This is a genomic window from Streptomyces sp. NPDC096132 (assembly GCF_044763345.1).
In the GTDB taxonomy this organism is placed as follows: Bacteria; Actinomycetota; Actinomycetes; order Streptomycetales; family Streptomycetaceae; genus Streptomyces.
Genome location: NZ_JBIWGA010000034.1, coordinates 14,741 through 38,710, shown reverse-complemented (window position 1 = coordinate 38,710; position 23,970 = coordinate 14,741). Strand labels below are relative to the sequence as shown.

Sequence of the window (23,970 nt, the reverse complement as noted above, 5' to 3'; positions counted from 1 at the left end):
CCGCGGTTCCGCGACGGCCGCATAAGGTCACGACGTGGACCGACACATACCGTTCGACAAGCTGCACAACTTCCGCGACCTGGGCGGCTACCGGACCCGCGACGGCCGCCGTGTCCGCCCCGGCCGGCTGTACCGCGCGGACTCCCTGGGCAAGCTGACCAAGGACACGGACGACTGGACGCGCTTCCTGGCCCTGGGCGTGGGCACGGTGATCGACCTCCGCCATCCCTGGGAAGCCGAGGGGAGAGGCCGTGTCCCGGCGGACGCCTCGTTCACGTACCACAACCTGAGCATCGAACACCGCCCCTACAACCAGGCGGCCCTGACGCCCGACGTCGACCCGGGCCCGTACCTCGCGGAACGCTTCATGGAGGTGGCGGAGGACGGCACGAAGGAGATCCGGGCGGCCCTGGAACTGGTCGCGGAAGCGTCGGAAGAACGGGCCCTGGTCTTCCACTGCGCCTCCGGCAAGGACCGCACCGGCGAACTGGCGGCCCTGATCCTGGCCCTCCTCGACGTCCCCGACGAGACGATCATCGAGGACTTCAGCCTGACGGAACTCGCGACACCGGCCCTGCTGGCCGACTGGCGCGCCCGCAACGAGGGCCGCTCCCCCACCTGGCCGGGCTTCGCCCGAGCCCCCGAGTCGGTGATGCGTCTGTTCCTCTCCTCCCTGCGCGCCCGCTACGGCTCGGTGGAGGGTTACGTGACACAGGCCCTGGACCTGAACGCGCGGTCCCTCTCCACAACCCTGCGCACCCGCCTCCTGGAACCGACCCCCACCACCTGGCCGGACCTCACCTACCGCAGGGCCACGCCCCAGGACGCCCCCCTCCTGGTCCGCCTCCGCGACACGGCGGCGCTCTGGCAACTGGCCCGAGGCATCGACCAGTGGCGACCGGGCGAGAAGGACGAGACCCACTTCCGCGACCGCATGCGCGAGGGCGAAGTCTGGCTGGCCCACACGAACGGCTCGGTGACCGGCGCCTACGAGCTCTGGTGGACCGACCCCGCCGCCTGGGGCCCCCGCCCACCCGACGCCGGCTACATCCACCGCCTGATGACAACCCCCCACACGGCACCCCCGGGCACGGGCCGCGAACTCCTCACCCACGCCGAGTCCCGCATAGCCACCGAGGGCCTTCCCTACGCCCGCCTGGACTGCCTCTCCTCCAACCCCCGCCTCCGCGCCTACTACGAGTCCGCCGGCTACCGGGTCGTAGGCGAACAGCGCGCGAAGGACGGCGGCTCGGGCAGCCCGTACGCGGTGACACTGCTGGAGAAACGGCTGGTGTGACCGCAGGGGGAGGGCCCTGGCCCTCCCCCTGCCGGCTCAGCCCTTCACGCAGACGACCTGCTTCAGCTTCGCCACGACCTCCACGAGGTCCCGCTGCTGGTCGATGACCCGCTCGATCGGCTTGTAGGCGCCCGGGATCTCGTCCACGACGCCGGAGTCCTTACGGCACTCCACGCCCCGTGTCTGCTCCTCCAGGTCCTTCGTCGAGAAGCGCCGCTTGGCCGCGTTGCGGCTCATGCGCCGGCCGGCGCCGTGCGACGCCGAGTTGAAGGCCTTCTCGTTGCCGAGGCCCTTCACGATGTACGAACCCGTGCCCATGGAGCCCGGGATGATCCCGTACTCGCCGGAACCGGCCCGGATCGCGCCCTTACGGGTCACGAGCAGGTCCATCCCGTCGTAGCGCTCCTCGGCGACGTAGTTGTGGTGAGCGCTGATCTCCGGCTCGAAGGTCGGCTTCGCCTTCCGGAACTCCTTGCGGATCACGTCCTTCAGGAGCGCCATCATGACCGTGCGGTTGTACTTCGCGTACTCCTGCGCCCAGAACAGGTCGTTGCGGTACGCCGCCATCTGCGGGGTCTCCGCGATGAAGACGGCGAGGTCGCGGTCGACCAGACCCTGGTTGTGCGGGAGCTTCTGGGCCACGCCGATGTGGAACTCGGCGAGTTCCTTGCCGATGTTGCGGGAACCGGAGTGCAGCATCAGCCAGACGGAACCGGTCGTATCCGTGCAGACCTCGACAAAGTGGTTGCCGGATCCGAGCGTTCCCATCTGCTTGGTGGCACGTTCCTGACGGAACTTCACCGCATCGGCGACGCCCCCGAACCGCCCCCAGAAGTCGTCCCAGCCCGCGGCGGCGAAGCCGTGCAGCCGCCCCGGGTCCACCGGGTCGTCATGCATCCCCCGCCCCACCGGAATGGCCTGCTCGATCTTCGACCGCAGCCGCGACAGATCCCCGGGCAGGTCGTTCGCCGTCAGGGACGTCCTGACGGCGGACATCCCGCAGCCGATGTCGACGCCGACCGCGGCCGGGCACACCGCACCCTGCATCGCGATGACCGAACCGACCGTCGCGCCCTTCCCGAAGTGGACGTCCGGCATGACCGCCAGACCCTTGATCCACGGCAGGGTGGCGACATTGCGCAGCTGCTGCAGCGCGACGTCCTCCACCGTCGCCGGGTCGGTCCACATCCGGATCGGTACCTTCGCGCCCGGCATTTCCACGTACGACATATCGTCCCCAACCCCCCGGAATCACAAAAGAAGTCTCAAGTCGCAAAACCGGCGCCAAGGTCGACGAAAAAGGACAACGGACCGGCGTCCACGGTGTTGCGTGCGATACACATTGTCTGCCGGTGCCGCCCCCGCCCGGCAAGCGATTAACCAGCGGGGACACTGGACCACGATCATCACGCGACCGTCGAGAGGAGCCGACCGTGCAGCGGAAGGCCTATGTATCCGGCGTCGCCGCCCTCCTCGCGGCGCTGCTGGTCGGCTGCACCGGCGGCTCGGACAACGGCGGTTCGACGGACGACTCCAACCCCGGCGAGGCCGGCACGGCTTCGGCCACCGCGCAGCCCGGCAAGTACACCACCCTCCCCGAGGCCTGCAGCGCCGTCGGACGGTCCACGCTCGACTCCCTGCTGCCCGGCATCAAGGAACTCGCCGACGAACAGCAGCGCGAGACCGCCTACGCGGGCGAGGCGACGCTGACGTACGACACGGACCGCAAGGTGGGCTGCCGTTGGAAGGCGCAGTCGACGGACTCCACCGACCGCCTCTCCGTCGACTTCGAACGTGTCGTCTCCTACGACAACTCCGTCAGCGACGACAACGAGGCCGAGGAGTTGTTCGCCAAGAAGGTCGCCGCGGCCGACCTCCCGGAGCCCACACCCTCCGACACCGCCACGGAGACCCCTGCTTCCAGCGCGAGCCCCTCGACCTCCTCGACCCCGTCCGGCTCCGCGACCCCGTCCAGCTCCGCGACCCCTTCCGGCTCCGCGACCTCTTCCGGCTCCGCCTCGGCCGGCTCCTCCGCCTCCGCCACCCCCACCGGCCTCCAGCCCCGCCTCCTGGACGACCTCGGCGACGAGGCGTTCGTCGACGACGCGCTCAGCAGTTCGGGGTCGACGGTGAAACAGCGCACCGTGACTGTGGCGTTCCGCACGTCCAACGTCATCGTGACCATCGAGTACGAGGAGCAGCCGGCCACCGTCGGAACGGTCCCGGACAGCGAGGAAATGCAGGACAAGGCCCGGAAACTGGCCTCTCGGCTGGCCGACTCCCTGGCGGGATAACGGCCTTCGTCGTGCGCCCGGGGCAGGTCCGCAAAGCCGGTGAAGCGGAACCGCACAGCTGTCTCACCGCGTACCGTGGCCCCTCGGACCCGATCCGACCGCAGGAACCACGAGCGTCATGAGTGAAGGAACCATGCAGCGACGAGCCCAGCGAGACGACCAGTTTGCCCAGCGCGCCCCCCGTACGGGAGGCCTGAACCGTGTCCTGGCCGCCGCACTCGCGGTGCCGGTGATGGTGTTCGCCGCGGCCTGCTCCTCGGACTCCGGCTCGGACTCGGGCTCCGCCACCACGGACAACGCGCAGGGCACCGGCGGCTCCGGCAAGGTCGCCGCCAGCTCCTCCCCCACCGTCCAGGCGGCCGCGTACGCGACGCTGCCCGGCGCCTGCAAGGTGCTGTCGAAGAAGACGCTGACCGAACTGGTCCCGAAGGGGACGTCCTCGGGCAAGGAGGGCGCCTCCAGCGATGTTGCCGCCCGCACCAGCTGCTCCTGGTCCAGCCTCGACAACAACGGGGTAAAGGGCTCCCAGTTCCGCTGGCTCAACGTCTCCCTGCTGCGCTTCGAGTCGGACACGGCGAGCGGTGACGCCGAGACACAGGCGGAGACGTACTACGCGAAGCAGGTCAAAGCCGCCCAGAGCGTGGCGGACGCGAAGAACACCAAGACGGAGACGGTCACCGGGACGGGCGACCAGGCGACGGTGGTGCGCTACGACCTGAAGAAGAAGGAAGGCGCCTTCAAGCAGCAGACGATCGTCGCCCGCGTCGAGAACGTGATCGTGACCCTCGACTACAACGGCGCCGGCCTGGCCGGCGAGAAGACCCCGAGCGCCGACACCCTGACGACGGCGGCGAAGAAGGCGGCCAAGGAGGTCGTGGCCGCGGTGCAGTCCGCCAACGGCGAAGGCGGCAGCGGCAGTTCGGGCACGACGACGAGCCCGTCCCCCACCAAGTCGGCCTCGAAGTCCGCCTCCGCGACCCCGAAGGCGACGGCCTCCAAGACCCCCTCGAAGACGGCGACCACGTCGGCTTCGAAGTCCACTTCCTCGAAGAGCTGACGATCCGGCAACACGTGCGCCGCACACATGTGCCACCCTGTTGCGCGCAACAACACGCAAGGGGAGGGAAGTAGGTGGCCGCGCCAATCCAGCTGACTCGGATGCACCGCGTTCTCATAGGCGTGGTCGTGACCGGCGCCGTGATCATCGCCGGCATCGGCTTCGCCGGCTCGTACGCGGCCGTGCGCGAGTTGGCCCTGAAAAAAGGATTCGGGAACTTCTCCTACGTGTTCCCGATCGGCATCGACGCGGGCATCTGCGTCCTGCTGGCCCTGGATCTGCTCCTGACCTGGATCCGCATCCCGTTCCCGCTGCTCCGCCAGACGGCCTGGCTGCTGACGGCGGCCACCATCGCCTTCAACGGCGCGGCCGCCTGGCCGGACCCGCTGGGCACGGGCATGCACGCGGTGATCCCGGTCCTGTTCGTGGTCGCCGTCGAGGCGGCCCGCCACGCCATCGGCCGCATAGCGGACATCACGGCCGACAAGCACATGGAGGGCGTCCGCATCACGCGCTGGCTGCTCTCCCCCGTCCCCACCTTCCTCCTCTGGCGCCGTATGAAGCTGTGGGAGCTCCGCTCCTACGACCAGGTGATCAAGCTGGAGCAGGAACGTCTCGTCTACCAGGCGAGGCTCCGCTCCCGCTTCGGCCGCGCCTGGCGCCGCAAGGCCCCGGTCGAGTCCCTGATGCCCCTCCGCCTGGCCCGCTACGGCGTCCCCCTGGCAGAAACGGCCCCAGCGGGCCTGGCAGCAGCAGGCATAGAACCGGCGGTACTCCCGCCGGCCTCCCCACACCAGGAACTCACGGCGGCGGGTGCCGACGTGTCTGCGGCGGCGGCCGCGCTGACGGCAGCGCCCGCCTCCGACACCGTAGCTGCGGGCAATCGTGCCGCTGGGGCGGCACGGGTGGGCGCAGCGGCACCTCCCAGCGAGCAGCGCGCATACCCCGGCGGCAACCAGAACCCCGGGTACCCGGACAACGAACCGCCCCCCGACGAGAGCCCCTGGTTCCAGGCGGCGGACCCGAACCACATCCAGTACCAAGGCGGCTACGACCCCACCTACGACCCCTCGGAGCAGTACGCCCAGTGGTACGAGCAGGAACAGCACGCCACCGAGTACCGCGAGCAGTACGAGGAGGAGCCCCCGGCCCCGGGCCAGGAACCCTCCCCGGAGGAGACCGGCACGTTCCCCATCCCGGTGGGCCCGGGCCGCACCCGCGAACTGGGCGAGGGCGGCGGCCCCCCGGAACCGGACGAGGACGCGTACTACCAGGTCTTCCGTGAGTCGATCAAGGGCGGAAACGGAGCACCGACCCCGAAGGGATTCATCGTCGACGTCGAGGCGACGTACGGCATCACGCTCCCCGAGGCCGAGGCCAAGCGCATGGTGAACCGCTTCTCCAACCGCCTCAACGCGGAACTGGCGGACGAGCACATCGCCTGAGAAACACGCATGAGAAAGCCGCATGAGAAAGCGCCCGGTGCCCCACGGCACCGGGCGCTTTCCTCACGGCGTCACTGCCCGAGCAACGCCCGCACCCGCTCCTGCCCCACCGCCAGCAGCAGCGTGGGCAGCCGCGGACCGGTGTCGCGCCCGACGAGCAGGTGGTACAGCAGCGCGAAGAACGTCCGCTGGGCGGTCTTGATCTCCGGCGGCAGTTCCTTGGGCGTGGCATCGGCGGCGAACCCGGCCTGCACCTTCGGGACGCCGTAGACGAGGTGGGTCAGCCCGTCCAGCGACCAGTGATCGGCGAGGCCGTCGAGCAGCAGCCGCAGGGACTGCTGGGAGGCCTCGTCGAGGGACTTCAGCAGCTCGGCGTCCGGCTCCTCGCGCACGATGGTCCGCTGGTCGGCGGGGACGTGCGTGTTGATCCATGCCTCGGCCTTGTCGTACCGGGGCCGGGCCTCGTCGAGCGTGCCGAGCGGGTCCGAGGGGTCCAGTTCGCTCAGGATCCGCAGCGCCTGGTCCTCGTGCCCGGCGGTGATGTCGGCGACGGAGGCGAGCGTCCGGTACGGCAGCGTCCGCGCCGTACGCGGCAGCTCACCGGTGGCCGTGCGCACCGCGCGCGAGTGCGCGGCCACGTCGGCCGGCAGCGCGGCCCCCTCCGCCACCTTCCCGTCCAGCTTGTCCCACTCGTCGTAGAGCCGCTGGATCTCCTGGTCGAAGGCGATCTTGAAGGACTGGTTGGGCCTGCGGCGGGCGTAGAGCCAGCGCAGGATCTGCGGCTCCATGATCTTCAGGGCGTCGGCCGGGGTGGGCACGCCGCCGCGCGAGGACGACATCTTGGCCATGCCGCTGATGCCGACGAACGCGTACATCGGCCCGATGGGCTGCTTGCCGCCGAAGATCCCGACGATCTGCCCGCCGACCTGGAAGCTCGACCCCGGCGAGGAGTGGTCGACGCCCGACGGCTCGAAGACGACGCCCTCGTACGCCCACCGCATGGGCCAGTCGACCTTCCAGACCAGCTTGCCGCGGTTGAACTCGTTGAGCCGGACGGTCTCCGAGAAGCCGCACGCGGTGCAGGCGTAGGTCAGCTCGGTGGTGTCGTCGTCGTAGGAGGTGACGGTCGTGAGGTCCTTCTCGCAGTTGCCGCAGTAGGGCTTGTACGGGAAGTAGCCGACGGAGCCGGAGCTGCTGCCGTCGTCCTCGCCGGCCGCGCCCGAGCCCTCGGCGGCCTCCAGCTCGGCCTCGTCGACCGGCTTCTGCGACTGCTTCGCGGGCGTCTTCTTCGTCCGGTACTGGTCGAGGATCGCGTCGATGTCGGCGCGGTGCGCGACGGCGTGCAGAACCTGGTCCCGGTAGACACCGGAGGTGTACTGCGCGGTCTGGCTGATGCCGTCGAACTCCACGCCGAGCTCGGCCAGCGACTCGACCATCGCGGCCTTGAAGTGCTCGGCCCAGTTCGGGTACGCCGATCCGGCGGGGGCCGGGACGGAGGTGAGGGGCTTGCCGATGTGCTCGGCCCAGCCGTCGTCGACCCCGGCGATGCCGGCGGGCACCTTGCGGTAGCGGTCGTAGTCGTCCCAGGAGATCAGATGGCGGACCTGGTGGCCGCGCCGGCGGATCTCGTCGGCGACGAGGTGCGGGGTCATGACCTCGCGCAGATTGCCCAGGTGGATGGGGCCCGAGGGCGAGAGGCCGGATGCGACGACGACAGGTTTGCCGGGGGCCCGACGCTCCGACTCCTCGATGACCTCGTCCGCGAAACGGGAGACCCAGTCGGTGGTCTCGGTGCTCTGAGCCACGATCGGCACGTCCTTCTTTACTGAACGGGTGACGCTACGGGTGACGCTCCATTGTCACAGACCGTGTCCCGACCGGGAAAACGGCTTTACCCCCCGTGGGATACTGGCGGAGACCATCCATTCCCACGAGGAGAACGGCACCCCTTCCTATGGCCTCGGTCACGTCCCTCAGCGACTCCGTCCAGCAGCGCCTCGCGGCGGCACTCTCGGCTGCCCTGCCGGAGGCCGGTTCCGCCGACCCGCTGCTGCGACGAAGCGACCGGGCCGACTTCCAGGCCAACGGGATCCTGGCCCTCGCCAAGAAGGCGAAGGCGAACCCGCGGGAGCTGGCGACACAGGTCGTCTCCCACATCGCCACCGGCGCGGAGCTGATCCAGGACGTCGAGGTCTCCGGGCCCGGCTTCCTCAACATCACGCTCGCGGACCGGGCGATCACCGAGAACCTGGCCGCGCGGTACGCGGACGGCGACCGTCTCGGCGTACCGGCCAAGGCGGACCCGGGCATCACGGTCATCGACTACGCCCAGCCGAACGTGGCCAAGGAGATGCACGTCGGCCATCTGCGGTCGGCGGTGATCGGCGACGCCCTGCGCGGCATGCTCGACTTCACCGGCGAGCGGACGATCGGTCGGCACCACATCGGCGACTGGGGCACCCAGTTCGGCATGCTCATCCAGTACCTGATCGAGAACCCGGACGCGCTGTCCGTGGAGACCGACACGGACGGCGAGCAGGCCATGTCGAACCTGAACCGGGTCTACAAGGCCTCGCGTGCGGTCTTCGACGCGGACGAGGACTTCAAGGAGCGGGCGCGCAAGAGGGTCGTGGCCCTCCAGTCCGGCGACAAGGAGACCCTGGACTTCTGGCAGCGGTTCGTGGACGAGTCGAAGGTCTACTTCTACTCGGTCTTCGAGAAGCTCGACATGGAGATCCGCGACGACGAGATCGTCGGCGAGTCGGCGTACAACGACGGCATGCCCGAGACCGCCCGCCTCCTGGAGGAGATGGGCGTCGCGGTCCGCTCGGAGGGCGCCCTCGTCGTGTTCTTCGACGACATCCGGGGCAAGGACGACCAGCCGGTCCCGCTGATCGTGCAGAAGGCGGACGGCGGCTTCGGCTACGCGGCCTCCGACCTCACCGCGATCCGCAACCGGGTCACCGACCTGCACGCCACCTCGCTGATCTACGTCGTGGACGTGCGGCAGTCGCTGCACTTCAAGATGGTCTTCGAGACGGCACGGCGGGCGGGCTGGCTCACCGACGAGGTCACCGCGCACAACATGGGCTACGGCACGGTGCTGGGCGCGGACGGCAAGCCGTTCAAGACGCGTGAGGGCGAGACCGTACGGCTGGAGGACCTGCTGGACGAGGCGGTGCAGCGGGCCGCCGAGGTCGTCCGGGAGAAGGCGCAGGACCTCACCGAGGACGAGATCCAGGAGCGGGCCGCCCAGGTCGGCATCGGCGCCGTGAAGTACGCGGACCTGTCGACGTCGGCCAACCGCGACTACAAGTTCGACCTGGACCAGATGGTCTCGCTGAACGGCGACACCTCCGTCTACCTCCAGTACGCGTACGCGCGTATCCAGTCGATCCTCCGCAAGGCGGGAGACGTACGGCCGGCCGCGCATCCGGAACTGGAGCTGCACGCGGCGGAGCGGGCGCTGGGCCTGCACGTGGACGCGTTCGGCGACACGGTCTTCGAGGCGGCGGCGGAGTACGCCCCGCACAAGGTGGCGGCGTATCTGTATCAGCTGGCGTCGCTGTTCACGTCGTTCTACGACAAGTGCCCGGTGATCAAGCCTCAGCCGCCGCTGGACGTGGCGGAGAACCGCCTCCTCCTGTGCGATGTCACGGCCCGCACCCTGCACCAGGGCATGGCCCTGCTGGGCATCCGGACGCCCGAGAAGCTCTGAGCGGCCTCACCGGCCTCAGCACGGCAACGGCTTGTGGCCGGTCCTCCCCCGGGGGACCGGCCACAGGCCGTTGTTCGGGAGTGCTTCGAGGTGAAGGTGGACTAGCCGGGGGCCCGGGGAAGGCGTAGCTCGAAGCATGCTCCGAGGGTCCGGGGGGTGAGGGTGAGGGTGCCTCCGTGGCGGTGGGCCAGGTCGCGGGCGATGGCGAGGCCCAGGCCGGTGCCGCCGTGGTCGCGGGAGCGGGCGTCGTCGAGCCGGACGAAGCGTTCGAAGACGCGCTCGGCGTCCTCGGTGGGCACGCCCGGTCCGTCGTCGTGCACCGTAAGGACGACCCAGTCGTCCTCGTTCCGGACGGTGATCTGGATGCGGTGTGCGGCGTGGCGGGCGGCGTTGTCGATGAGGTTGCGCAGCAGCCGTTCGTATTCGTCGGGGTTCCCGTATGCGTGTGCGGGGGCGGTGCTGTCGCAGGTGAGGGTCAACTGCCGTTCGGTGAGGGGGTACTGCTCGGTCAGCCGGGAGGCGAGGGCTGTCAGGTCGACGGTGTCGGGGCCGGTGGTGGGGGTGCGGGTGTCGAGGCGGGCGAGGAGCAGCAGGTCTTCTGCGAGGGCCTGGAGGCGGCGGGTCTGTCGTGCGGCGGTGGTGGCCGCGGCGGGCCAGTCGGTGCGTTCCGGGTAGGCGAGCGCGACCTCCAGGCTGGCCAGCAGTGTGGTGAGGGGGCTGCGCAGTTCGTGGGCGGCGTCCGCGACGAAGCGGCGTTGCCGGGCGGCGGCGTTGTCGAGGCGCTGGAGGGTGGTGTTGATGGTGGTGGCCAGGGCGGTGATCTCGTGTCCCGTGGCGGGGACGGTGACGCGTTCGCGGGGGTCGTTCGCGGTGACCGAGGCGGTGAGGACGCGGATGGCCTCGACCGGCCGCAGCGCGATGCGGACGGCGAAGTAGGCGACGGCGGCGATCAGTACGAGGCCGACGAGCCCGGCCCGCAGCAGCAGGCGGTCGGTGGCCTCGGTGATCGCCTCGGCGATGTCCTCGCCTGCGTGCGGGAGCACCACCGCGTAGACCCGCAGTTGGGCGTCGGGGGCGACACCCAGAGCGGCGGCTCTGTCGGCGCCCAGCTCATCGGCCCTGACATCGTCGTACATGACCAGGTAGGTCCCACCGTCCTGGCCGAACAGGTCCCAGGGCTTGGAGTCGGGGCGCGCCGGTATGCGCATGGGGCGGGTCGTGTAGCCCCAGACCGCCCCGTCATCCGGTGGGGCGGGCAACTCGGCCCTCGGTGGGGCGGGCAGCACATGGTGGGTGCCGGGATCGAACTCCTCCATGCCTCCGCCGTAGGCGACAGCGGCGCGGCGGCCGGTCGCGACGACCTCGTACGGCACAGGGCTTCGGCGAACGGGAACCACACCCTCCTCCAGCTGATCGACGAGAGCCAGGAGCTGTTCCCGCGCCTGCTCTTCGGCGATCCGCGTGCTCTCGCGGTAGACGTCGCGGTGTATCCACCAGCCGATACCGACCAGGATGACGGCGGCGGCCGAGGCGGCGGCCAGGGCCGTACGGGCCCGTACCGAACGCGGCCACCAGCGGCGTCGAGGCTCAGTCGCGGTCACGGTCGTCCACCAGTCGGTAGCCGGTGCCCCGTACGGTCTGCAGGGACTGCCGGTCGAACGCGGCGTCCACCTTCTTGCGGAGGGCGCTGACGCGCGCCTCCACCAGGTTGGGATCCAGGGCTTCGTCGGGCCATGCGTGATAGAGCAGATCCGCTTTGGAGACCGCCTGGCCCGCCCGGCGGGCCAGCAGCTCCAGTACGGCGAACTCCCGGGGCGTGAGGTCCACCCGGGCCCCGGCCCGGCGGCAGACCCGGCCGGCGACATCCAGCGAGAGGTCGCCCACGGCGAGGACGGGCGGGGCGACCGTGGCGGCTCGTCGGACCAGGGCCCGCAGCCGGGCGACGAGCACCACGTAGGAGAAGGGTTTGGCCAGGTAGTCGTCGGCCCCCGTGTCCAGGGCCTCCGCCTGATCCCAGTCCCCGTCCTTGGCGGTGAGCACCAGGATGGGGGTCGCGTTGCCCTCCCGGCGCAACTGGGCGCAGACCTTGTAGCCGTTGAGTCCGGGCAGCATCAAGTCCAGTACGACCAGGGCGTATTCGCCGGTCCGGGCCATCCACAGCCCCTGCCGGCCGTCATGGGCGAGGTCGACGCTGTAGCCCTCGGCGGTCAGACCGGTGTGCAGGGTGTGAGCGAGGTCCACCTCGTCTTCGACCACCAGAATGCGCATGCGGTGCAGCCTCGCACAGCGCGGGCCCGCCTTCCTGATCGTCCGGTCAGGTTGGATCAGCATCCGGTCAACGAGGTCCCGGCACGCTGGCGGCGTCTCTTCGCCCCTGCTGAAAGGCCCTGCCACCGATGTCCGTTGATGAACGTGCCCCCGCGGTAGCCGAGGCGATCTCCCCTCTCGTACCCGCCCGTCGACGATCACCGGGCCCGGCCAAAGCCGTTGTCGTCATCGCGCCCTTGACCCTGACCATCGCTCTGGGGCTCTGGGGCATCCGCAGGAAGAACACGATGTGGGGGGACGAGGCCGTCACCTATCAGGTCGCGCACCGCGATCTTTCGCAGATATGGCACACCGCCCAGCACATCGACCTGGTCCATGCCCTCTACTACGCCGTGATGCACGAGGTCTTCGGTCTCTTCGGCGGAGGGCTGCTGACGTTGCGGCTGCCGTCCGTGCTGGCGATGTCGGTGGCGGCGAGCGGAGTCGGGCTTCTGGGGCTACGCCTGGCAGGACCCCGTGCCGGGCTGCTGGCCGGGCTGGTGTTCCCGCTCCTTCCCCAGGTACAGAAGTACGCGCAGGAAGGCCGCTCGTACGCCATGGTCTGCGCCCTGGTCGCCTGGGCGACCTATGCGCTCGTGGTCAGCGTTCCGCAGCGCGCCCGGTGGCGGTGGGCGGTCTACGGCTGCACCATGCTGCTGGCCTGTCTGCTCCATGAGTTCGCGGTCCTCGCCCTGGTCGCACACGGCGTCACCCTGGTCGTCTCCCGTGTTCCACGACCGGTGCTGAGAGCGTGGAGTGCGGCTGCCGCGGGGGTGGTGGCCGGGCTGGCGCCGCTGGCGATCCTCAGTGCCGGGCAGTCGGAGCAGGTGTCCTGGATCGGCGCACCGGTGCGGCTTCAGTATTTCCTGGTTGCGGCGGGCGTGGGCGTGGTGTGTGCCCTGGCACCTCTGGGGAGGAGGGGGCCCGTGCGGCTTTCCGCGCTGGCTGTGCCGATCCTTGTGCTTCCGGGGCTTCTGCTGCTGATCACCTCACTGGTCAAGCCCCTTTTCGTCGACCGGTACGTGCTCTTCGGCAATATCGGAATCGCCTTGCTGCTGGGCGCCTGGATCGACTACTTCCACCGGCGGCAGCGGTCTTCCCACAACGCGTGGATCGCGTGGACCGCGGCGGTCGCCGCGCTGGCCGCGCTCGTCCAGCCGAGCCTTTCGCTGAGGACGCCCCAGAGCCGGAGCAATGACACCACCGCCATCGGCGCCGCCGTACGCGAGGAAGGCCGTCCCGGCGACGGGCTGCTCTATCTCTCCGCCCGGTACCGGGCCTGGACCGCGGCCGACCCCGAGGACACCCGTTCCCTGACGGATCTGGCCCTGGCCCAGGACCCCGTTTCGTCCAACACGCTTGCTGGTGTCGAGCTTCCCGCCCAGGACATAGCGGCACGCATGCTGGAATTCGACCGGATCGTCGCAGTCCGCGACCCGGCGGGCGCGCCCGCGCCGACCAACCCGCAGGACGAAGCGAAGACAAGCACCTTGCGGCGCCATTTCCGCGAGTACGGGACGAACCACGTCAACGGGGCGCGAGTCACCGTCTATGTCGCCCGTTGACCGACGAGCTCACGAACTCGCACCACACGACCTTCCCGAGCGGGCGTTCCCGAACACCCCAGTCGTCACTGAGCGCGGCCACCAGCAGCAGCCCCCGCCCGCCTTCACCCTCCGGCTCGACCACCTGGGGCACCCCGGTCCCGCTGTCGTGCACCTCGACGCGGATCACCCGCCCGTCGTACCGCAGGAACAGCAGAAACTGACGGCCGGGCGGTACGCCGTGCAGCAGCGCGTTGGTCACCAGCTCGCTGACACACAACAGCACGTCGTCCGCCCGCTCGGCCCCTGCGAGCCCCCACCCGGCGAGGGTCTCCGACGCGAACAGCCTCGCGGCGGGGACGGAACGCCGTTCCCGGCGGAAGAACCTCTCGCGGAGGGGCGGGAGTTGGATCGTCTCGTTCACGGGACGAGGGTTGCGGAGAGTGACTATCGTTGAGCAGTGTGTGAGGCCGTACGGAATTTCTGTACGGGCCCCGCCCGGGTCAGGCACCGTCGCACACGGGGATGGGCAGCACCATGAGCCAGCGCAGGAAGAACCACTCGACCATGAGGATGCTGGGCAAGCAGCTCGGCACGGCCCGCCGCGAGGCGGGCCACACCCAGGGCGGTCTCGCCGAACTCGTCCGGCTGGACGAGGAGACCATCGCCTCGATCGAACAGGGCAGACGGGCCCTGAAGCCGGATCTGGCGGCGCTGCTGGACGAAGTCCTCGACACGAAGGGGATGTTGGCGACCGGCGTGGCCAACCTCCCGGAGATCGACCAGTTCCCCCTGTGGGCCGAGCTGTACATGGAACATGAGCGGGAGGCGATCGCGCTGTCCTGGTACGACAACGCTGTCCTGCCGGGCCTGCTCCAGAACGAGCCGTACGTCCGGGCCGTACTGCGCAACAGGGTTCCGGCGTACGACGAGGACGAGATCGAGACGTACACGGCACTCCGGCTGGACCGCCAGGAGATCCTGCGCCGGAAGAACCCGCCCACCTTGAGTTTCGTGGTGTGGGAGCCGGTGCTGTACATGGAGATCGGGGATCGGCGGGCGCAACTTCGGTATCTGCGGGAGCTTGCCGAACTGCCGTGCGTGTCCTTGCAGTTCCTACCGATGCGGAGCCCGTGCAACGCAGGCTTGGACGGCCCCTTCATCCTGGTCGAAACACCGGATCACCAGCACCTGGCGTATGCCGAGGGTCAACGCGGCAGCCAGTGGGTTTCCGACGCAGATGAGGTGTCCATCCTCGCGCGCAAGTATGCGATGCTGCGAACACAGGCCCTGACCACCCAGGATTCGCTGGGCCTGCTCGACCGCCTGCTAGGAGAGCGATGAGCGCCGAAGCACTTCAGTGGTTCAAGTCGACATACAGCAGTGACCAGGGCGGCCAGTGCCTCGAAGTCGCCTTCGAGTGGCGGAAGTCGAGCTACAGCGGCAGCGAAGGCGGCGCCTGCCTCGAAGTCGCCCTCACCCCCTCCGCCATCCACATCCGCGACTCCAAGCACACCCCCGACAGCGGCCCCGCCCTGCTGCTCACCCCCGCCGCCTGGGCGGACTTCACCTCCGCCCTCAAGTAACCCCGTTGTCAGTGGCTGCCCCTACAGTCACCGGCATGGCGACTCTTCCCAATCCGCTGCCCAAGCTGGCCTCCGACCCGAGCGGCCGTTCGCTGGGGCTTCAACTGCCGCCGGGGCGGCTGATCGACGCGACCGACGAGGGGCCGTGGCACGAGCCGCTGCTGTGGCATGCGGAGCGGCCGGCCGCGCCGGGCAACTGGGCCGCGCTGGGCGCGCGTTCGGGGCGGGCGGGGCTGGTGCCGGTCCTCGTCGACCTGGGCGGGTCGCAGGGCGGTCCGGACGAGTGGGAGCTGATGCCGGGGGAGGTGTCCTACCCGGGGGACCATGACCCCGAGGAGGTCCTCGCGGAGTACTGGTCCCAGGTGGCGGCGGAGGGCGAGGAGTGGCCCGGACCGGCCGCGAGCCCGGCGCTCACCTCCGACCCGGACACCCGGGCCGCGCAGATCGCCGACCTGCTGACGAGCGAGGCGCCGTCCTGGTTCCGCACGCCCCATCTCGCGCTCGTCCCGGCCCGCCGCAGCGCGGACGTGCCCACGGCCGTCGGCTGGAGCGGCCCGGCCAACTACGAGGGCGACACCGCCCGTCTGTCGGCGGTCCTGCGCTCCTGGGAGGACCGCTTCGGCATACGGGTCGTGGGGCTCGGCTTCGACGTCCTGGTGCTGTCCGTCGCCGCCCCGCCGACCACGGTGGAGGAGGCGCGGGCGGTGGCCGCGGAACACTTCGCGTTCTGCCCGGACAACATCACGCAGGGCCCGGGATCGCCGGAGTCCTACGCCGATCAGCTCGTCGGAGAGCACATCTGGTCGTTCTGGTGGGACTAGAGCCCGGCTGGTCCGTCAGCCCCTGAGTCCCTTCCCCAGCCTGCGCAGCCCCTCCCCGATCTCCTCCGGTGTCTGGGTCACGAAGCAGAGCCGCAGGGTGGAGCGGTCGGGCTCGCCGGCGTAGAAGGGTGCGCCGGGGACGTACGCCACGTCGTGCCGGACCACCTGCGGCAGGAGGGCGGTCGTGTCGTACGACTCCGGCAGCCGGGCCCAGAGGAACATGCCGCCCTCGGGCCGGTTCCAGACCGAGCCGTCCGGCAGGGCCTCGCCCAGTCCCGCCAGCATGGCGTCGCGCCGCTCGCGGTAGACGGCGGCCACCTTCGCCACATGCGCGTCGAGGTCGTTGACGGCCAGATAGCGGGCCGCAGCCAGCTGGTTGACCGTCGGTGTGTGCAGGTCGGCCGCCTGCTTGGCGACGACACAGGCGCGGCGCAGTTCGGCGGGCCCGCGCAGCCAGCCCAGCCGCAGGCCCGGCGCCATGACCTTGGAGAAGGAGCCGAGCAGCACCGTACGGTCGACGGCGTCGGGGTGGGCGGCGATCCAGGGGACGCGCTCACCGTCGTAGCGGAGTTCGCCGTAGGGGTCGTCCTCGACGATCCACAGTCCGTGGCGGGCGGCGACGGAGGCGATCGCGGCGCGGCGTCCGGCGGGGAGGGTGCGGCCGGTGGGGTTCTGGAAGGTGGGGACGGTGTAGAGGAGCTTGGGCCGCTCCCGCACCACGAGTTCGGCCAGTGCCTCGGGGTCGGGTCCCTCCGCGTCCCCCGGCACGGCGACGATCCGGGCCCCGGCCAGCGTGAAGACCTGGAGGGCGGCGAGGTAGCAGGGGGACTCGACAAGGACCGTGTCGCCGGGGTCGAGGAGGGCCGTGGCGAGGAGGGAGAGGGCCTGCTGGCTGCCGGTGGTGACGAGGAGGTCGTCGGCGGTGGTCGCGAGCCCCCGTGCCGACGTCCGCGCCGCGAGGGCCTCGCGCAGCTCGGGCTCGCCCTCGGTGGTGGCGTATTGCAGGGCCTGCGCCGGGGCCTCCTCCAGGACGTACCGGAAGGCCTCGGCCACGCCGTCCCGGTCGAAGAGTTCCGGGGCGGGCAGCCCGCCCGCGAAGTTGATCATCTCGGGGCGGGCGGTGACGGCGAGGATGTCCCGGACGGGAGAGCCCCCGGTCGACCGGGCACGGGCGGCGAGGGCCGGTGGTGAGGCGGGTGCGAGAGTCATGCCCGCACCCTAGAGAGATACATGCCGTCTACACCTGGGTTTCTGACATGTGGACGGCGTCGAGGCCCCGACCGCGTCCCACATCCCGTCCCAGAAGGACACCGTTCGCCCAGGTCAGACGGCATGGGACCGGACCGGCGTCCCGAGTTGCCCGTCAGGTGTGGAGGGCCGGGGCGCTACGACTCAGGCTTGCCCCATGCCCACACGCCCCACTCCCCTCCGCATCCGCCTCCTCGCCGCGACCCTCACCGCGACGGCGGCCCTGACCCTGACCGCCTGCAACGACGGCCAGGGTCTGAGAGACGAGGGCCCCTCCAGCACCGGAGCGAAACCGGCCGCGGTAGGGCAGCACACCTCAGGGGCGCGGGGCCCTGTCGACATGCGGCTCCGCCGCGGGGCGCGACAAGCCACAACGGCGCCGCACCAACCCGACAACCTGCCCCGGCACTACCGAAGCTTCAACGCCGCCTCAGTGGCCCAATAGGTGAGAATGTTCCGCGCCCCGGCCCGCTTGATCCCCGTCAGCGTCTCGAAGATCGCCCGATCCCGGTCGACCCACCCCTTCTCCGCGGCGGCCTCGATCATCGAGTACTCACCGGAGATCTGATAGGCCGCCACCGGCACGTCCACCGCGTCCGCGACCCGCGCCAGGATGTCGAGGTAGGGACCGGCCGGCTTGACCATCACCATGTCGGCGCCCTCCTCCAGGTCCAGCGCCAGCTCCCGCATCGACTCGCGCAGGTTCGCCGGATCCTGTTGGTAGGTCTTCCGGTCGCCCTTCAGCGAGGACCCCACGGCCTCCCGGAAGGGCCCGTAGAACGCGGACGAGTACTTCGCGGTGTAGGCGAGGATCGCGACGTCCTCCCGCCCGATCTGGTCGAGCGCGTCACGGACGACCCCGATCTGCCCGTCCATCATCCCGCTGGGCCCCACCACGTGCGCCCCGGCGTCGGCCTGCACCTGCGCCATCTCGGCGTACCGCTCCAGGGTCGCGTCGTTGTCCACGCGCCCCTGCTCGTCCAGCACTCCGCAGTGCCCGTGGTCGGTCGTCTCGTCCAGGCACAGGTCGGACATGACGAGCAGGTCGTCCCCGACCTCGGTGCGCACGTCCCGGATGGCGACCTGGAGGATCCCGTCCGGGTCGGTCCCCGGCGTCCCCAGCGCGTCCTTCTTCGACTCCTCCGGCACACCGAACAGCATGATCCCGGAGACCCCTGCCTCCACGGCCTCCAGCGCGGCCTTCTTCAGGCTGTCCCGCGTGTGCTGCACGACCCCGGGCATGGCCTGGATCGGCACCGGCTCGCTCACGCCCTCCCGCACGAACGCGGGCAGGATGAAGTCGGCCGGGTGCAGCCGTGTCTCGGCGACCATGCGCCGCATGACGGGGGTGGTCCGCAGCCGCCGCGGCCGCGCACCGGGGAAGGATCCGTACGTCGTCATGCGTCCACGCTACGCCCGTCCCGGCCCCGCCTTTACCGACGCCGAGTCGGACCCTCCACGGACCGGGGTGTGACGCTTTCCGACCACCCTGCGCTCTGTGTATGGGCCAACTGTTGAACAGCTGTGCTCTCGATGACCGTTTATGCGACATAGGGGTGGGGTTTCGTCGTGAGTCGACGTGGACGCCGGGGTGGGACACGCGCGTACAAGCCGCTGAGCATGCGCAGAAGAGCCTGGCTGACGCTGGGCGCGGTGCTGCTGGGAAGCGGGGGCGTGGTGACGTACGCCGTCGCCGACCAGCCCGGCGACCAGGGCACCCGGCCCAAGCGGCCGGTGAAGGTCTACGACCTCGCGCTGAAGGGCACCTCGGCCGACCGCCAGGACCTGCCGCGCACGGACACCGAGGAGTTCTCGCTGCTCGGCGTCACCTGGACCGGCGGCGCCAAGCGGCTCCCCGGCACCGCGCAGGTGCGCACCCGCAGCATCGCCACCGGGGAGTGGAGCGCCTGGCACGAGCTGGAGCTGGACGTCGACCCGCTGGACAAGCCGGGCCCGAAGGTGCGCGGCGCGTCCGAGCCGGCCTGGGTCGGCCCGTCCGACGGCGTCCAAGTGCAGGTCGTCCGCAAGAACGGCACCACCGCCGCGCTGCCCAAGGGACTGCGGGTCGACCTGGTCGACCCCGGGGTGGTGACCGACGCCGAAACGAGCACCGGCACCCCCGAGCCCGCCGGCTTCGTCCTGGACCCGAGCCCCGGCGCGACGGACTCCGCGACGGCCGACCCGTCCGCCTCGGCCGGTGAGCCCACGGACACGGCCACGGACACGGTCACGGACACGGCCTCGCCGGCCGACACGACGACCGCCGAGCCCACCGACACCGTCTCCGCCTCGCCGACGGACACCACGCCCGAGGTCACCGCGAGCGCCTCCACGGGCACCGCGACCCCGACCACGAGCCCGTCCGCCACCGCGTCCACGCCCACCGCGCCGCCGTCCACCGTGCCCGAGCCGCCGATCCGCTCGCGCGCGGACTGGGGCGCCGACGAGTCGATCAGCCCCGACGCGCCGGAGTACAACCACGACGTCAAGGTGATGTTCGTGCACCACACGGACGGCACCAACGACTACACCTGCGACCAGACGCCGTCGATCATCCGCAGCATCTACGCGTACCACGTGCAGGTCAGCGGCTGGAAGGACATCGGCTACAACTTCCTGGTCGACAAGTGCGGCACGCTCTACGAGGGCCGCAAGGGCGGTGTCGCCCTGCCGGTGCTCGGCGCCCACACGTACGGCTGGAACCGCGAGTCCGCGGCCGTCGCCGTCATCGGTGACTACACCCAGACGACCGCCACCGACGCCGCGCTGACCTCCATCGCCCGCCTCGCCGCCTGGAAGCTCGGCCAGTACCACGCCGACCCGTCCGGGACCGTGCAGCTCACCGCGGGCGCGACCCAGACGAACTTCTTCGGCAAGAGCTTCACCTCGGGCAGCCTGTACACCTTCAACCGGATCTCCGGTCACCGCGACGGCTACAACACGCAGTGCCCCGGCGGCCTCCTGTACGACCAGCTGCCGAAGGTCCGCGCCTGGGCGGCCGGCCCGGTGCAGGGCCTGAAGGTCACCTCGGTGGCCGGCGGCGCGACCCTGTCGGGCTCGACCTACTACACCAAGGGCGCCGTCACCGTGAACTGGACGACGACCACGCCCGGTTCGCTGATCTCGAAGTTCGAGCTGCTGGTCGACGGCAAGACCGCGGCCACCGCCGCCGGCACCGCCACGTCCGCGAAGGCCACCCTCCCGCTGGGCAGCCACACGGTCGCCGTACGGGCGGTGCACCAGTCCGGCAAGACGGCCACGACCGCCGCGTTGAACGTCGTGGCCGAGACGACGGCACCGACCTTCACCACCGCGCCCAAGCTCTCCCTGCGCACCGGCACGGTCAGCACCACCGCCGTCCCGGTCACCCTGGGCTGGAAGGCCACCGACGACAAGGCCCTGAGCTCGGTGAAGCTGCTGGCGCCCACCACCGCGACCTTCGGCCCGACCGTCACCAGCTCCAGCCGCACGGCCAAGCCGGGCACCGCGACCACCTGGTCGATGCGGGCCTACGACTACGCCGGCAACTACCGCACCGCGTCGGCCGCGTTCACCCCCGTGCTGCTGCAGGAGACCTCCGCCACCAAGTCGGGCAGCTGGACCAGCCGTTCCTCGACCAGCTACCTCGGCGGCAAGTCCTACTCCAGCGGCTCCAAGGGCGCCAGCCTGACCTGGACCTTCACCGGCCGCTCCGCCTCCTGGGTGGTCTCCCGCGCCACCACCTCCGGCCAGGCGTACGTCTACGTCGACGGCACGAAGGTCGCGACCGTCGACCTGAAGTCCTCCACCACGCTGTACCGCCAGGCGATCTGGACGAAGACCTGGTCGAGCAGCGCCAAGCACACGGTCAAGATCGTCGTCGTGGGCACCAGCGGACGCCCGACCATCACCACGGACGGTCTGGTGTACATCAAGTAGTCCCGTACAACGGCCGATGGCCTCACGATCATCTGTGATCGTGAGGCCATCGGCCGTTGTGGGCTCAGGTGGCTCGGCGCCGCCGCGACCCCGGCCGCCGCTCGCTCGGCCGCGTCACCGGGTCCCCGGCCTCCAGCGCCGCGGCCCGCCGCCGCAGCCCGAAGTCGGCGAGGGCCTCGGCGAGCTTGTGCACGGACGGCTCCGGAGCCATCACGTCCACCCGCAGCCCGTGCTCCTCGGCCGTCTTGGCCGTCGCCGGACCGATACAGGCGATCACCGTCACGTTGTGCGGCTTCCCGGCGATGCCCACCAGGTTGCGCACGGTGGAGGACGACGTGAAGAGAACGGCGTCGAAGCCGCCGCCCTTGATCGCCTCCCGGGTCTCCGCCGGCGGCGGCGAGGCCCGCACGGTCCGGTAGGCCGTGACGTCGTCGACCTCCCAGCCGAGCTCGATCAGCCCGGCGACCAGGGTCTCCGTGGCGATGTCGGCACGCGGCAGGAACACCCGGTCGATCGGGTCGAACACCGGGTCGTACGGCGGCCAGTCCTCCAGCAGCCCGGCCGCGGACTGCTCCCCGCTCGGCACCAGGTCCGGCTTCACACCGAACGCGATCAGCGCCTTGGCGGTCTGCTCGCCCACCGCGGCCACCTTGATGCCCGCGAAGGCCCGGGCGTCGAGCCCGTACTCCTCGAACTTCTCCCGCACCGCCTTGACGGCGTTGACGGAGGTGAAGGCGATCCACTCGTAACGGCCCGTCACGAGCCCCTTGACCGCCCGCTCCATCTGCTGGGGCGTGCGCGGCGGCTCGACGGCGATCGTCGGCACCTCGTGCGGCACGGCCCCGTACGACCGCAGCTGGTCGGAGAGCGACGCCGCCTGCTCCTTCGTACGCGGCACGAGGACCCTCCAGCCGAACAGCGGCTTGGACTCGAACCACGCCAGCTGGTCGCGCTGGGCGGGTGCGGAACGCTCGCCGACCACGGCTATCACCGGGCGGCCGCCGTCCGGCGAGGGCAGCACCTTCGCCTGCTTCAGCGTCTGCGCGATGGTGCCGAGGGTCGCCGTCCAGGTCCGCTGACGGGTCGTCGTACCGGCGACCGTGACCGTCATCGGGGTGTCGGGCTTGCGGCCCGCCGACACCAGCTCACCGGCGGCCGCCGCGACCGAGTCGAGGGTCGTCGACACCACGACGGTCCCGTCGGAGGCGCCCACCTCGGTCCAGCAGCGGTCCGAGGCCGTCCGCGCGTCCACGAACCGGACGTCCGCGCCCTGCGCGTCCCGCAGCGGCACACCGGCGTACGCGGGCACGCCCACGACGGCCGCGACGCCCGGGACCACCTCGAACGGCACCCCGGCGGCGGCGCAGGCGAGCATTTCCTCCGCCGCGTACGTATCCAGTCCCGGGTCCCCGGACACCGCACGGACGACCCGCCTGCCACCCCGCGCGGCCTCCATGACAAGATGTGAGGCATCCCGCACAGCGGGTACCTCAACGCTTGTTGACGTGCCGTCAACAAGCGTGGGTACAGGCGTGCCCGTGCCCGGAAGCGGGTCCGACGAAGGACCGGTTTCCGCGTTCACGACGGCGACGCCGGGCCGCGCGTGCGTCCGTACGACGTCGAGCACCTCGTGCTCGGCGACGAGGACGTCCGCGTTCGCCAGCGCCTCCACGGCGCGCAGAGTCAGCAGTCCCGGATCCCCGGGTCCGGCACCCAGAAAGGTGACGTGCCCGTGCTCAGGACCGGCGGCGGCAGGAAGGGCGGTGGGGCTCACTGTGCTCGCTCCCCCATCAGACCGGCCGCGCCCTGGGCAAGCATCTCGGCGGCGAGTTCGCGACCGAGCGTCATTGCCTGGTCATGCGTCTCGGGCACGGGACCGGTGGTGGACAGCTGCACCATGCGGGAACCGTCGGTCGTGCCGACGACGCCCCGCAGGCGCATTTCCTTGACAATCTGCCCGTCGGCCAGAAGGTCGGCCAGCGCGCCCACAGGGGCGCTGCAGCCGGCCTCCAGGGCGGCGAGCAGGGACCGTTCGGCGGTCACGGCGACCCGGGTGTACGGGTCGTCGAGCGCGCCGAGCCCGGCGATCAGCTCCGCGTTGTCCGCGGCGCATTCGATCGCCAGTGCCCCCTGGCCGGGAGCGGGCAAAACCGTGTCTATCGACAGGAAGTCGGTGACCTCGTCGATGCGGCCGATGCGGTGCAGGCCGGCCGCGGCCAGCACCACCGCGTCCAGCTCGCCGTCGCGGACGTATCCGATCCGCGTGTCGACGTTGCCGCGTATCGGGACGGTCTCTATGTCGAGCCCGTGGCTGCGCGCGTACGCGTTGAGCTGGGCCATGCGACGGGGCGAGCCGGTCCCGATCCGTGCCCCGCGCGGGAGGTCGGTGAACTTCAGCGCGTCCCGGGCGACGAGCGCGTCCCGCGGATCCTCGCGCACCGGTACGGCGGCCAGGACCAGGTCCTCGGGCTGCGTGGTCGGCAGGTCCTTCAGCGAGTGAACCGCGAAGTCGACCTCGCCCTTGAGCAGCGCGTCCCGCAGGGCCGTGACGAACACACCGGTGCCGCCGATCTGCGCGAGGTGCTCGCGGGAGACATCGCCGTAGGTGGTGATCTCAACGAGTTCGACCGGGCGTCCGGTCACCTGGCGCACGGCGTCCGCGACCTGCCCGGACTGGGCCATGGCGAGCTTGCTCCGCCTGGTCCCCAGCCTCAGTGCCCTTGTACTCATGCCGC

At 70.6% G+C, this 23,970-nt stretch carries 19 protein-coding genes; 10 read left to right on the top strand and 9 right to left on the bottom strand.

Going from position 1 to position 23,970, the window contains the following annotated elements; translation table 11 throughout:
- Positions 1-34: 34 nt before the first annotated feature.
- Entirely contained in the window at positions 35-1,297 is a 1,263-nt protein-coding gene (locus ACIRF9_RS45200; RefSeq protein WP_403835267.1) for a GNAT family N-acetyltransferase, read from the top strand.
- A gap of 36 nt (positions 1,298-1,333) precedes the next feature.
- On the opposite strand, the gene ACIRF9_RS45195 is transcribed toward ACIRF9_RS45200, so the two are convergent.
- On the bottom strand, positions 1,334-2,527 hold the full coding sequence (locus ACIRF9_RS45195; RefSeq protein ID WP_403835264.1) for an RtcB family protein: 1,194 nt from the start codon (positions 2,525-2,527) through the stop codon (positions 1,334-1,336).
- A 203-nt stretch (positions 2,528-2,730) separates the two neighbouring features.
- On the opposite strand from ACIRF9_RS45195, the gene ACIRF9_RS45190 reads away from it, so the two are divergent.
- The 3 genes from ACIRF9_RS45190 (at position 2,731) to ACIRF9_RS45180 (ending at position 6,093) form a co-directional block, all read left to right on the top strand.
- On the top strand, positions 2,731-3,591 hold the full coding sequence (locus ACIRF9_RS45190; protein ID WP_403835262.1) for a DUF3558 domain-containing protein: 861 nt from the start codon (positions 2,731-2,733) through the stop codon (positions 3,589-3,591).
- 133 nt (positions 3,592-3,724) lie between these two features.
- Positions 3,725-4,648 carry a DUF3558 domain-containing protein gene (locus ACIRF9_RS45185; RefSeq protein ID WP_403835260.1) on the top strand — a complete coding sequence of 308 codons (924 nt, stop codon included), beginning with the start codon at positions 3,725-3,727 and terminating at the stop codon, positions 4,646-4,648.
- 74 nt (positions 4,649-4,722) lie between these two features.
- Complete coding sequence (locus tag ACIRF9_RS45180) at positions 4,723-6,093, top strand: DUF2637 domain-containing protein (RefSeq protein WP_403835258.1); 1,371 nt, start codon at positions 4,723-4,725, stop codon at positions 6,091-6,093.
- A gap of 71 nt (positions 6,094-6,164) precedes the next feature.
- On the opposite strand, the gene lysS is transcribed toward ACIRF9_RS45180, so the two are convergent.
- Entirely contained in the window at positions 6,165-7,907 is a 1,743-nt protein-coding gene (lysS, locus tag ACIRF9_RS45175; RefSeq protein ID WP_403835256.1) for a lysine--tRNA ligase, read from the bottom strand.
- Between the two features lie 140 nt (positions 7,908-8,047).
- On the opposite strand from lysS, the gene argS reads away from it, so the two are divergent.
- The gene (argS, locus tag ACIRF9_RS45170; protein WP_403835255.1) at positions 8,048-9,811 is read left to right on the top strand and encodes an arginine--tRNA ligase; all 1,764 of its coding nucleotides are present in this window, start codon (positions 8,048-8,050) and stop codon (positions 9,809-9,811) included.
- A 101-nt stretch (positions 9,812-9,912) separates the two neighbouring features.
- On the opposite strand, the gene ACIRF9_RS45165 is transcribed toward argS, so the two are convergent.
- Positions 9,913-11,412, bottom strand: a complete 1,500-nt coding sequence (locus ACIRF9_RS45165; RefSeq protein WP_403835253.1) for a sensor histidine kinase — start codon at positions 11,410-11,412, stop codon at positions 9,913-9,915.
- On the bottom strand, positions 11,399-12,079 hold the full coding sequence (locus tag ACIRF9_RS45160) for a response regulator transcription factor (protein ID WP_403835250.1): 681 nt from the start codon (positions 12,077-12,079) through the stop codon (positions 11,399-11,401). The genes ACIRF9_RS45165 and ACIRF9_RS45160 overlap by 14 nt, the downstream gene beginning before the upstream one ends.
- 128 nt (positions 12,080-12,207) lie before the next feature.
- Between ACIRF9_RS45160 and ACIRF9_RS45155 the strand changes: the two genes are divergently transcribed.
- On the top strand, positions 12,208-13,683 hold the full coding sequence (locus ACIRF9_RS45155; protein WP_403835248.1) for a hypothetical protein: 1,476 nt from the start codon (positions 12,208-12,210) through the stop codon (positions 13,681-13,683).
- Here the strand turns inward: ACIRF9_RS45155 and ACIRF9_RS45150 are convergent.
- Complete coding sequence (locus tag ACIRF9_RS45150; RefSeq protein WP_403835245.1) at positions 13,661-14,086, bottom strand: ATP-binding protein; 426 nt, start codon at positions 14,084-14,086, stop codon at positions 13,661-13,663. The genes ACIRF9_RS45155 and ACIRF9_RS45150 overlap by 23 nt on opposite strands.
- A gap of 113 nt (positions 14,087-14,199) precedes the next feature.
- On the opposite strand from ACIRF9_RS45150, the gene ACIRF9_RS45145 reads away from it, so the two are divergent.
- From ACIRF9_RS45145 to ACIRF9_RS45135, 3 genes are read left to right on the top strand one after another with little or no spacing between them, the layout of a single operon-like run.
- Positions 14,200-15,006 carry a Scr1 family TA system antitoxin-like transcriptional regulator gene (locus tag ACIRF9_RS45145; protein ID WP_403835243.1) on the top strand — a complete coding sequence of 269 codons (807 nt, stop codon included), beginning with the start codon at positions 14,200-14,202 and terminating at the stop codon, positions 15,004-15,006.
- Positions 15,003-15,248, top strand: a complete 246-nt coding sequence (locus ACIRF9_RS45140) for a DUF397 domain-containing protein (protein ID WP_403835240.1) — start codon at positions 15,003-15,005, stop codon at positions 15,246-15,248. Before ACIRF9_RS45145 ends, ACIRF9_RS45140 begins: the two co-directional genes overlap by 4 nt.
- 35 nt (positions 15,249-15,283) lie before the next feature.
- Positions 15,284-16,069 carry a DUF4253 domain-containing protein gene (locus ACIRF9_RS45135; protein ID WP_403835238.1) on the top strand — a complete coding sequence of 262 codons (786 nt, stop codon included), beginning with the start codon at positions 15,284-15,286 and terminating at the stop codon, positions 16,067-16,069.
- 15 nt (positions 16,070-16,084) lie between these two features.
- Here ACIRF9_RS45135 and ACIRF9_RS45130 read toward each other — a convergent pair whose 3' ends face one another.
- Complete coding sequence (locus tag ACIRF9_RS45130) at positions 16,085-17,278, bottom strand: PLP-dependent aminotransferase family protein (protein ID WP_403835235.1); 1,194 nt, start codon at positions 17,276-17,278, stop codon at positions 16,085-16,087.
- A gap of 447 nt (positions 17,279-17,725) precedes the next feature.
- Positions 17,726-18,718, bottom strand: a complete 993-nt coding sequence (gene hemB, locus ACIRF9_RS45125) for a porphobilinogen synthase (RefSeq protein ID WP_403835233.1) — start codon at positions 18,716-18,718, stop codon at positions 17,726-17,728.
- 219 nt (positions 18,719-18,937) lie between these two features.
- Between hemB and ACIRF9_RS45120 the strand changes: the two genes are divergently transcribed.
- Positions 18,938-21,235 (top strand): N-acetylmuramoyl-L-alanine amidase, encoded by a 2,298-nt coding sequence (locus ACIRF9_RS45120; protein ID WP_403835230.1) that lies wholly within the window; start codon positions 18,938-18,940, stop codon positions 21,233-21,235.
- Positions 21,236-21,299: 64 nt separating this feature from the next.
- Here ACIRF9_RS45120 and ACIRF9_RS45115 read toward each other — a convergent pair whose 3' ends face one another.
- Positions 21,300-23,009 (bottom strand): uroporphyrinogen-III synthase, encoded by a 1,710-nt coding sequence (locus ACIRF9_RS45115; protein WP_403835227.1) that lies wholly within the window; start codon positions 23,007-23,009, stop codon positions 21,300-21,302.
- Positions 23,006-23,965, bottom strand: coding sequence for a hydroxymethylbilane synthase (gene hemC, locus ACIRF9_RS45110; protein WP_403835225.1), 960 nt, complete (start codon positions 23,963-23,965; stop codon positions 23,006-23,008). The genes ACIRF9_RS45115 and hemC overlap by 4 nt, the downstream gene beginning before the upstream one ends.
- Between the last annotated feature and the right edge of the window lie 5 nt (positions 23,966-23,970).

Excerpts from the sequence above, each read along its gene's own strand:
- ACIRF9_RS45195 (WP_403835264.1), bottom strand. The coding sequence starts at position 2,527 with ATGTCGTACGTGGAAATGCCGGGCGCGAAGGTACCGATCCGGATGTGG.
- ACIRF9_RS45185 (WP_403835260.1), top strand. The coding sequence starts at position 3,725 with ATGCAGCGACGAGCCCAGCGAGACGACCAGTTTGCCCAGCGCGCCCCC.
- argS (WP_403835255.1), top strand. The coding sequence starts at position 8,048 with ATGGCCTCGGTCACGTCCCTCAGCGACTCCGTCCAGCAGCGCCTCGCG.
- ACIRF9_RS45160 (WP_403835250.1), bottom strand. The coding sequence starts at position 12,079 with ATGCGCATTCTGGTGGTCGAAGACGAGGTGGACCTCGCTCACACCCTG.
- ACIRF9_RS45155 (WP_403835248.1), top strand. The coding sequence starts at position 12,208 with ATGTCCGTTGATGAACGTGCCCCCGCGGTAGCCGAGGCGATCTCCCCT.
- ACIRF9_RS45145 (WP_403835243.1), top strand. The coding sequence starts at position 14,200 with ATGAGCCAGCGCAGGAAGAACCACTCGACCATGAGGATGCTGGGCAAG.
- ACIRF9_RS45140 (WP_403835240.1), top strand. The coding sequence starts at position 15,003 with ATGAGCGCCGAAGCACTTCAGTGGTTCAAGTCGACATACAGCAGTGAC.
- ACIRF9_RS45135 (WP_403835238.1), top strand. The coding sequence starts at position 15,284 with ATGGCGACTCTTCCCAATCCGCTGCCCAAGCTGGCCTCCGACCCGAGC.
- ACIRF9_RS45130 (WP_403835235.1), bottom strand. The coding sequence starts at position 17,278 with ATGACTCTCGCACCCGCCTCACCACCGGCCCTCGCCGCCCGTGCCCGG.
- hemB (WP_403835233.1), bottom strand. The coding sequence starts at position 18,718 with ATGACGACGTACGGATCCTTCCCCGGTGCGCGGCCGCGGCGGCTGCGG.
- ACIRF9_RS45120 (WP_403835230.1), top strand. The coding sequence starts at position 18,938 with ATGCGCAGAAGAGCCTGGCTGACGCTGGGCGCGGTGCTGCTGGGAAGC.
- hemC (WP_403835225.1), bottom strand. The coding sequence starts at position 23,965 with ATGAGTACAAGGGCACTGAGGCTGGGGACCAGGCGGAGCAAGCTCGCC.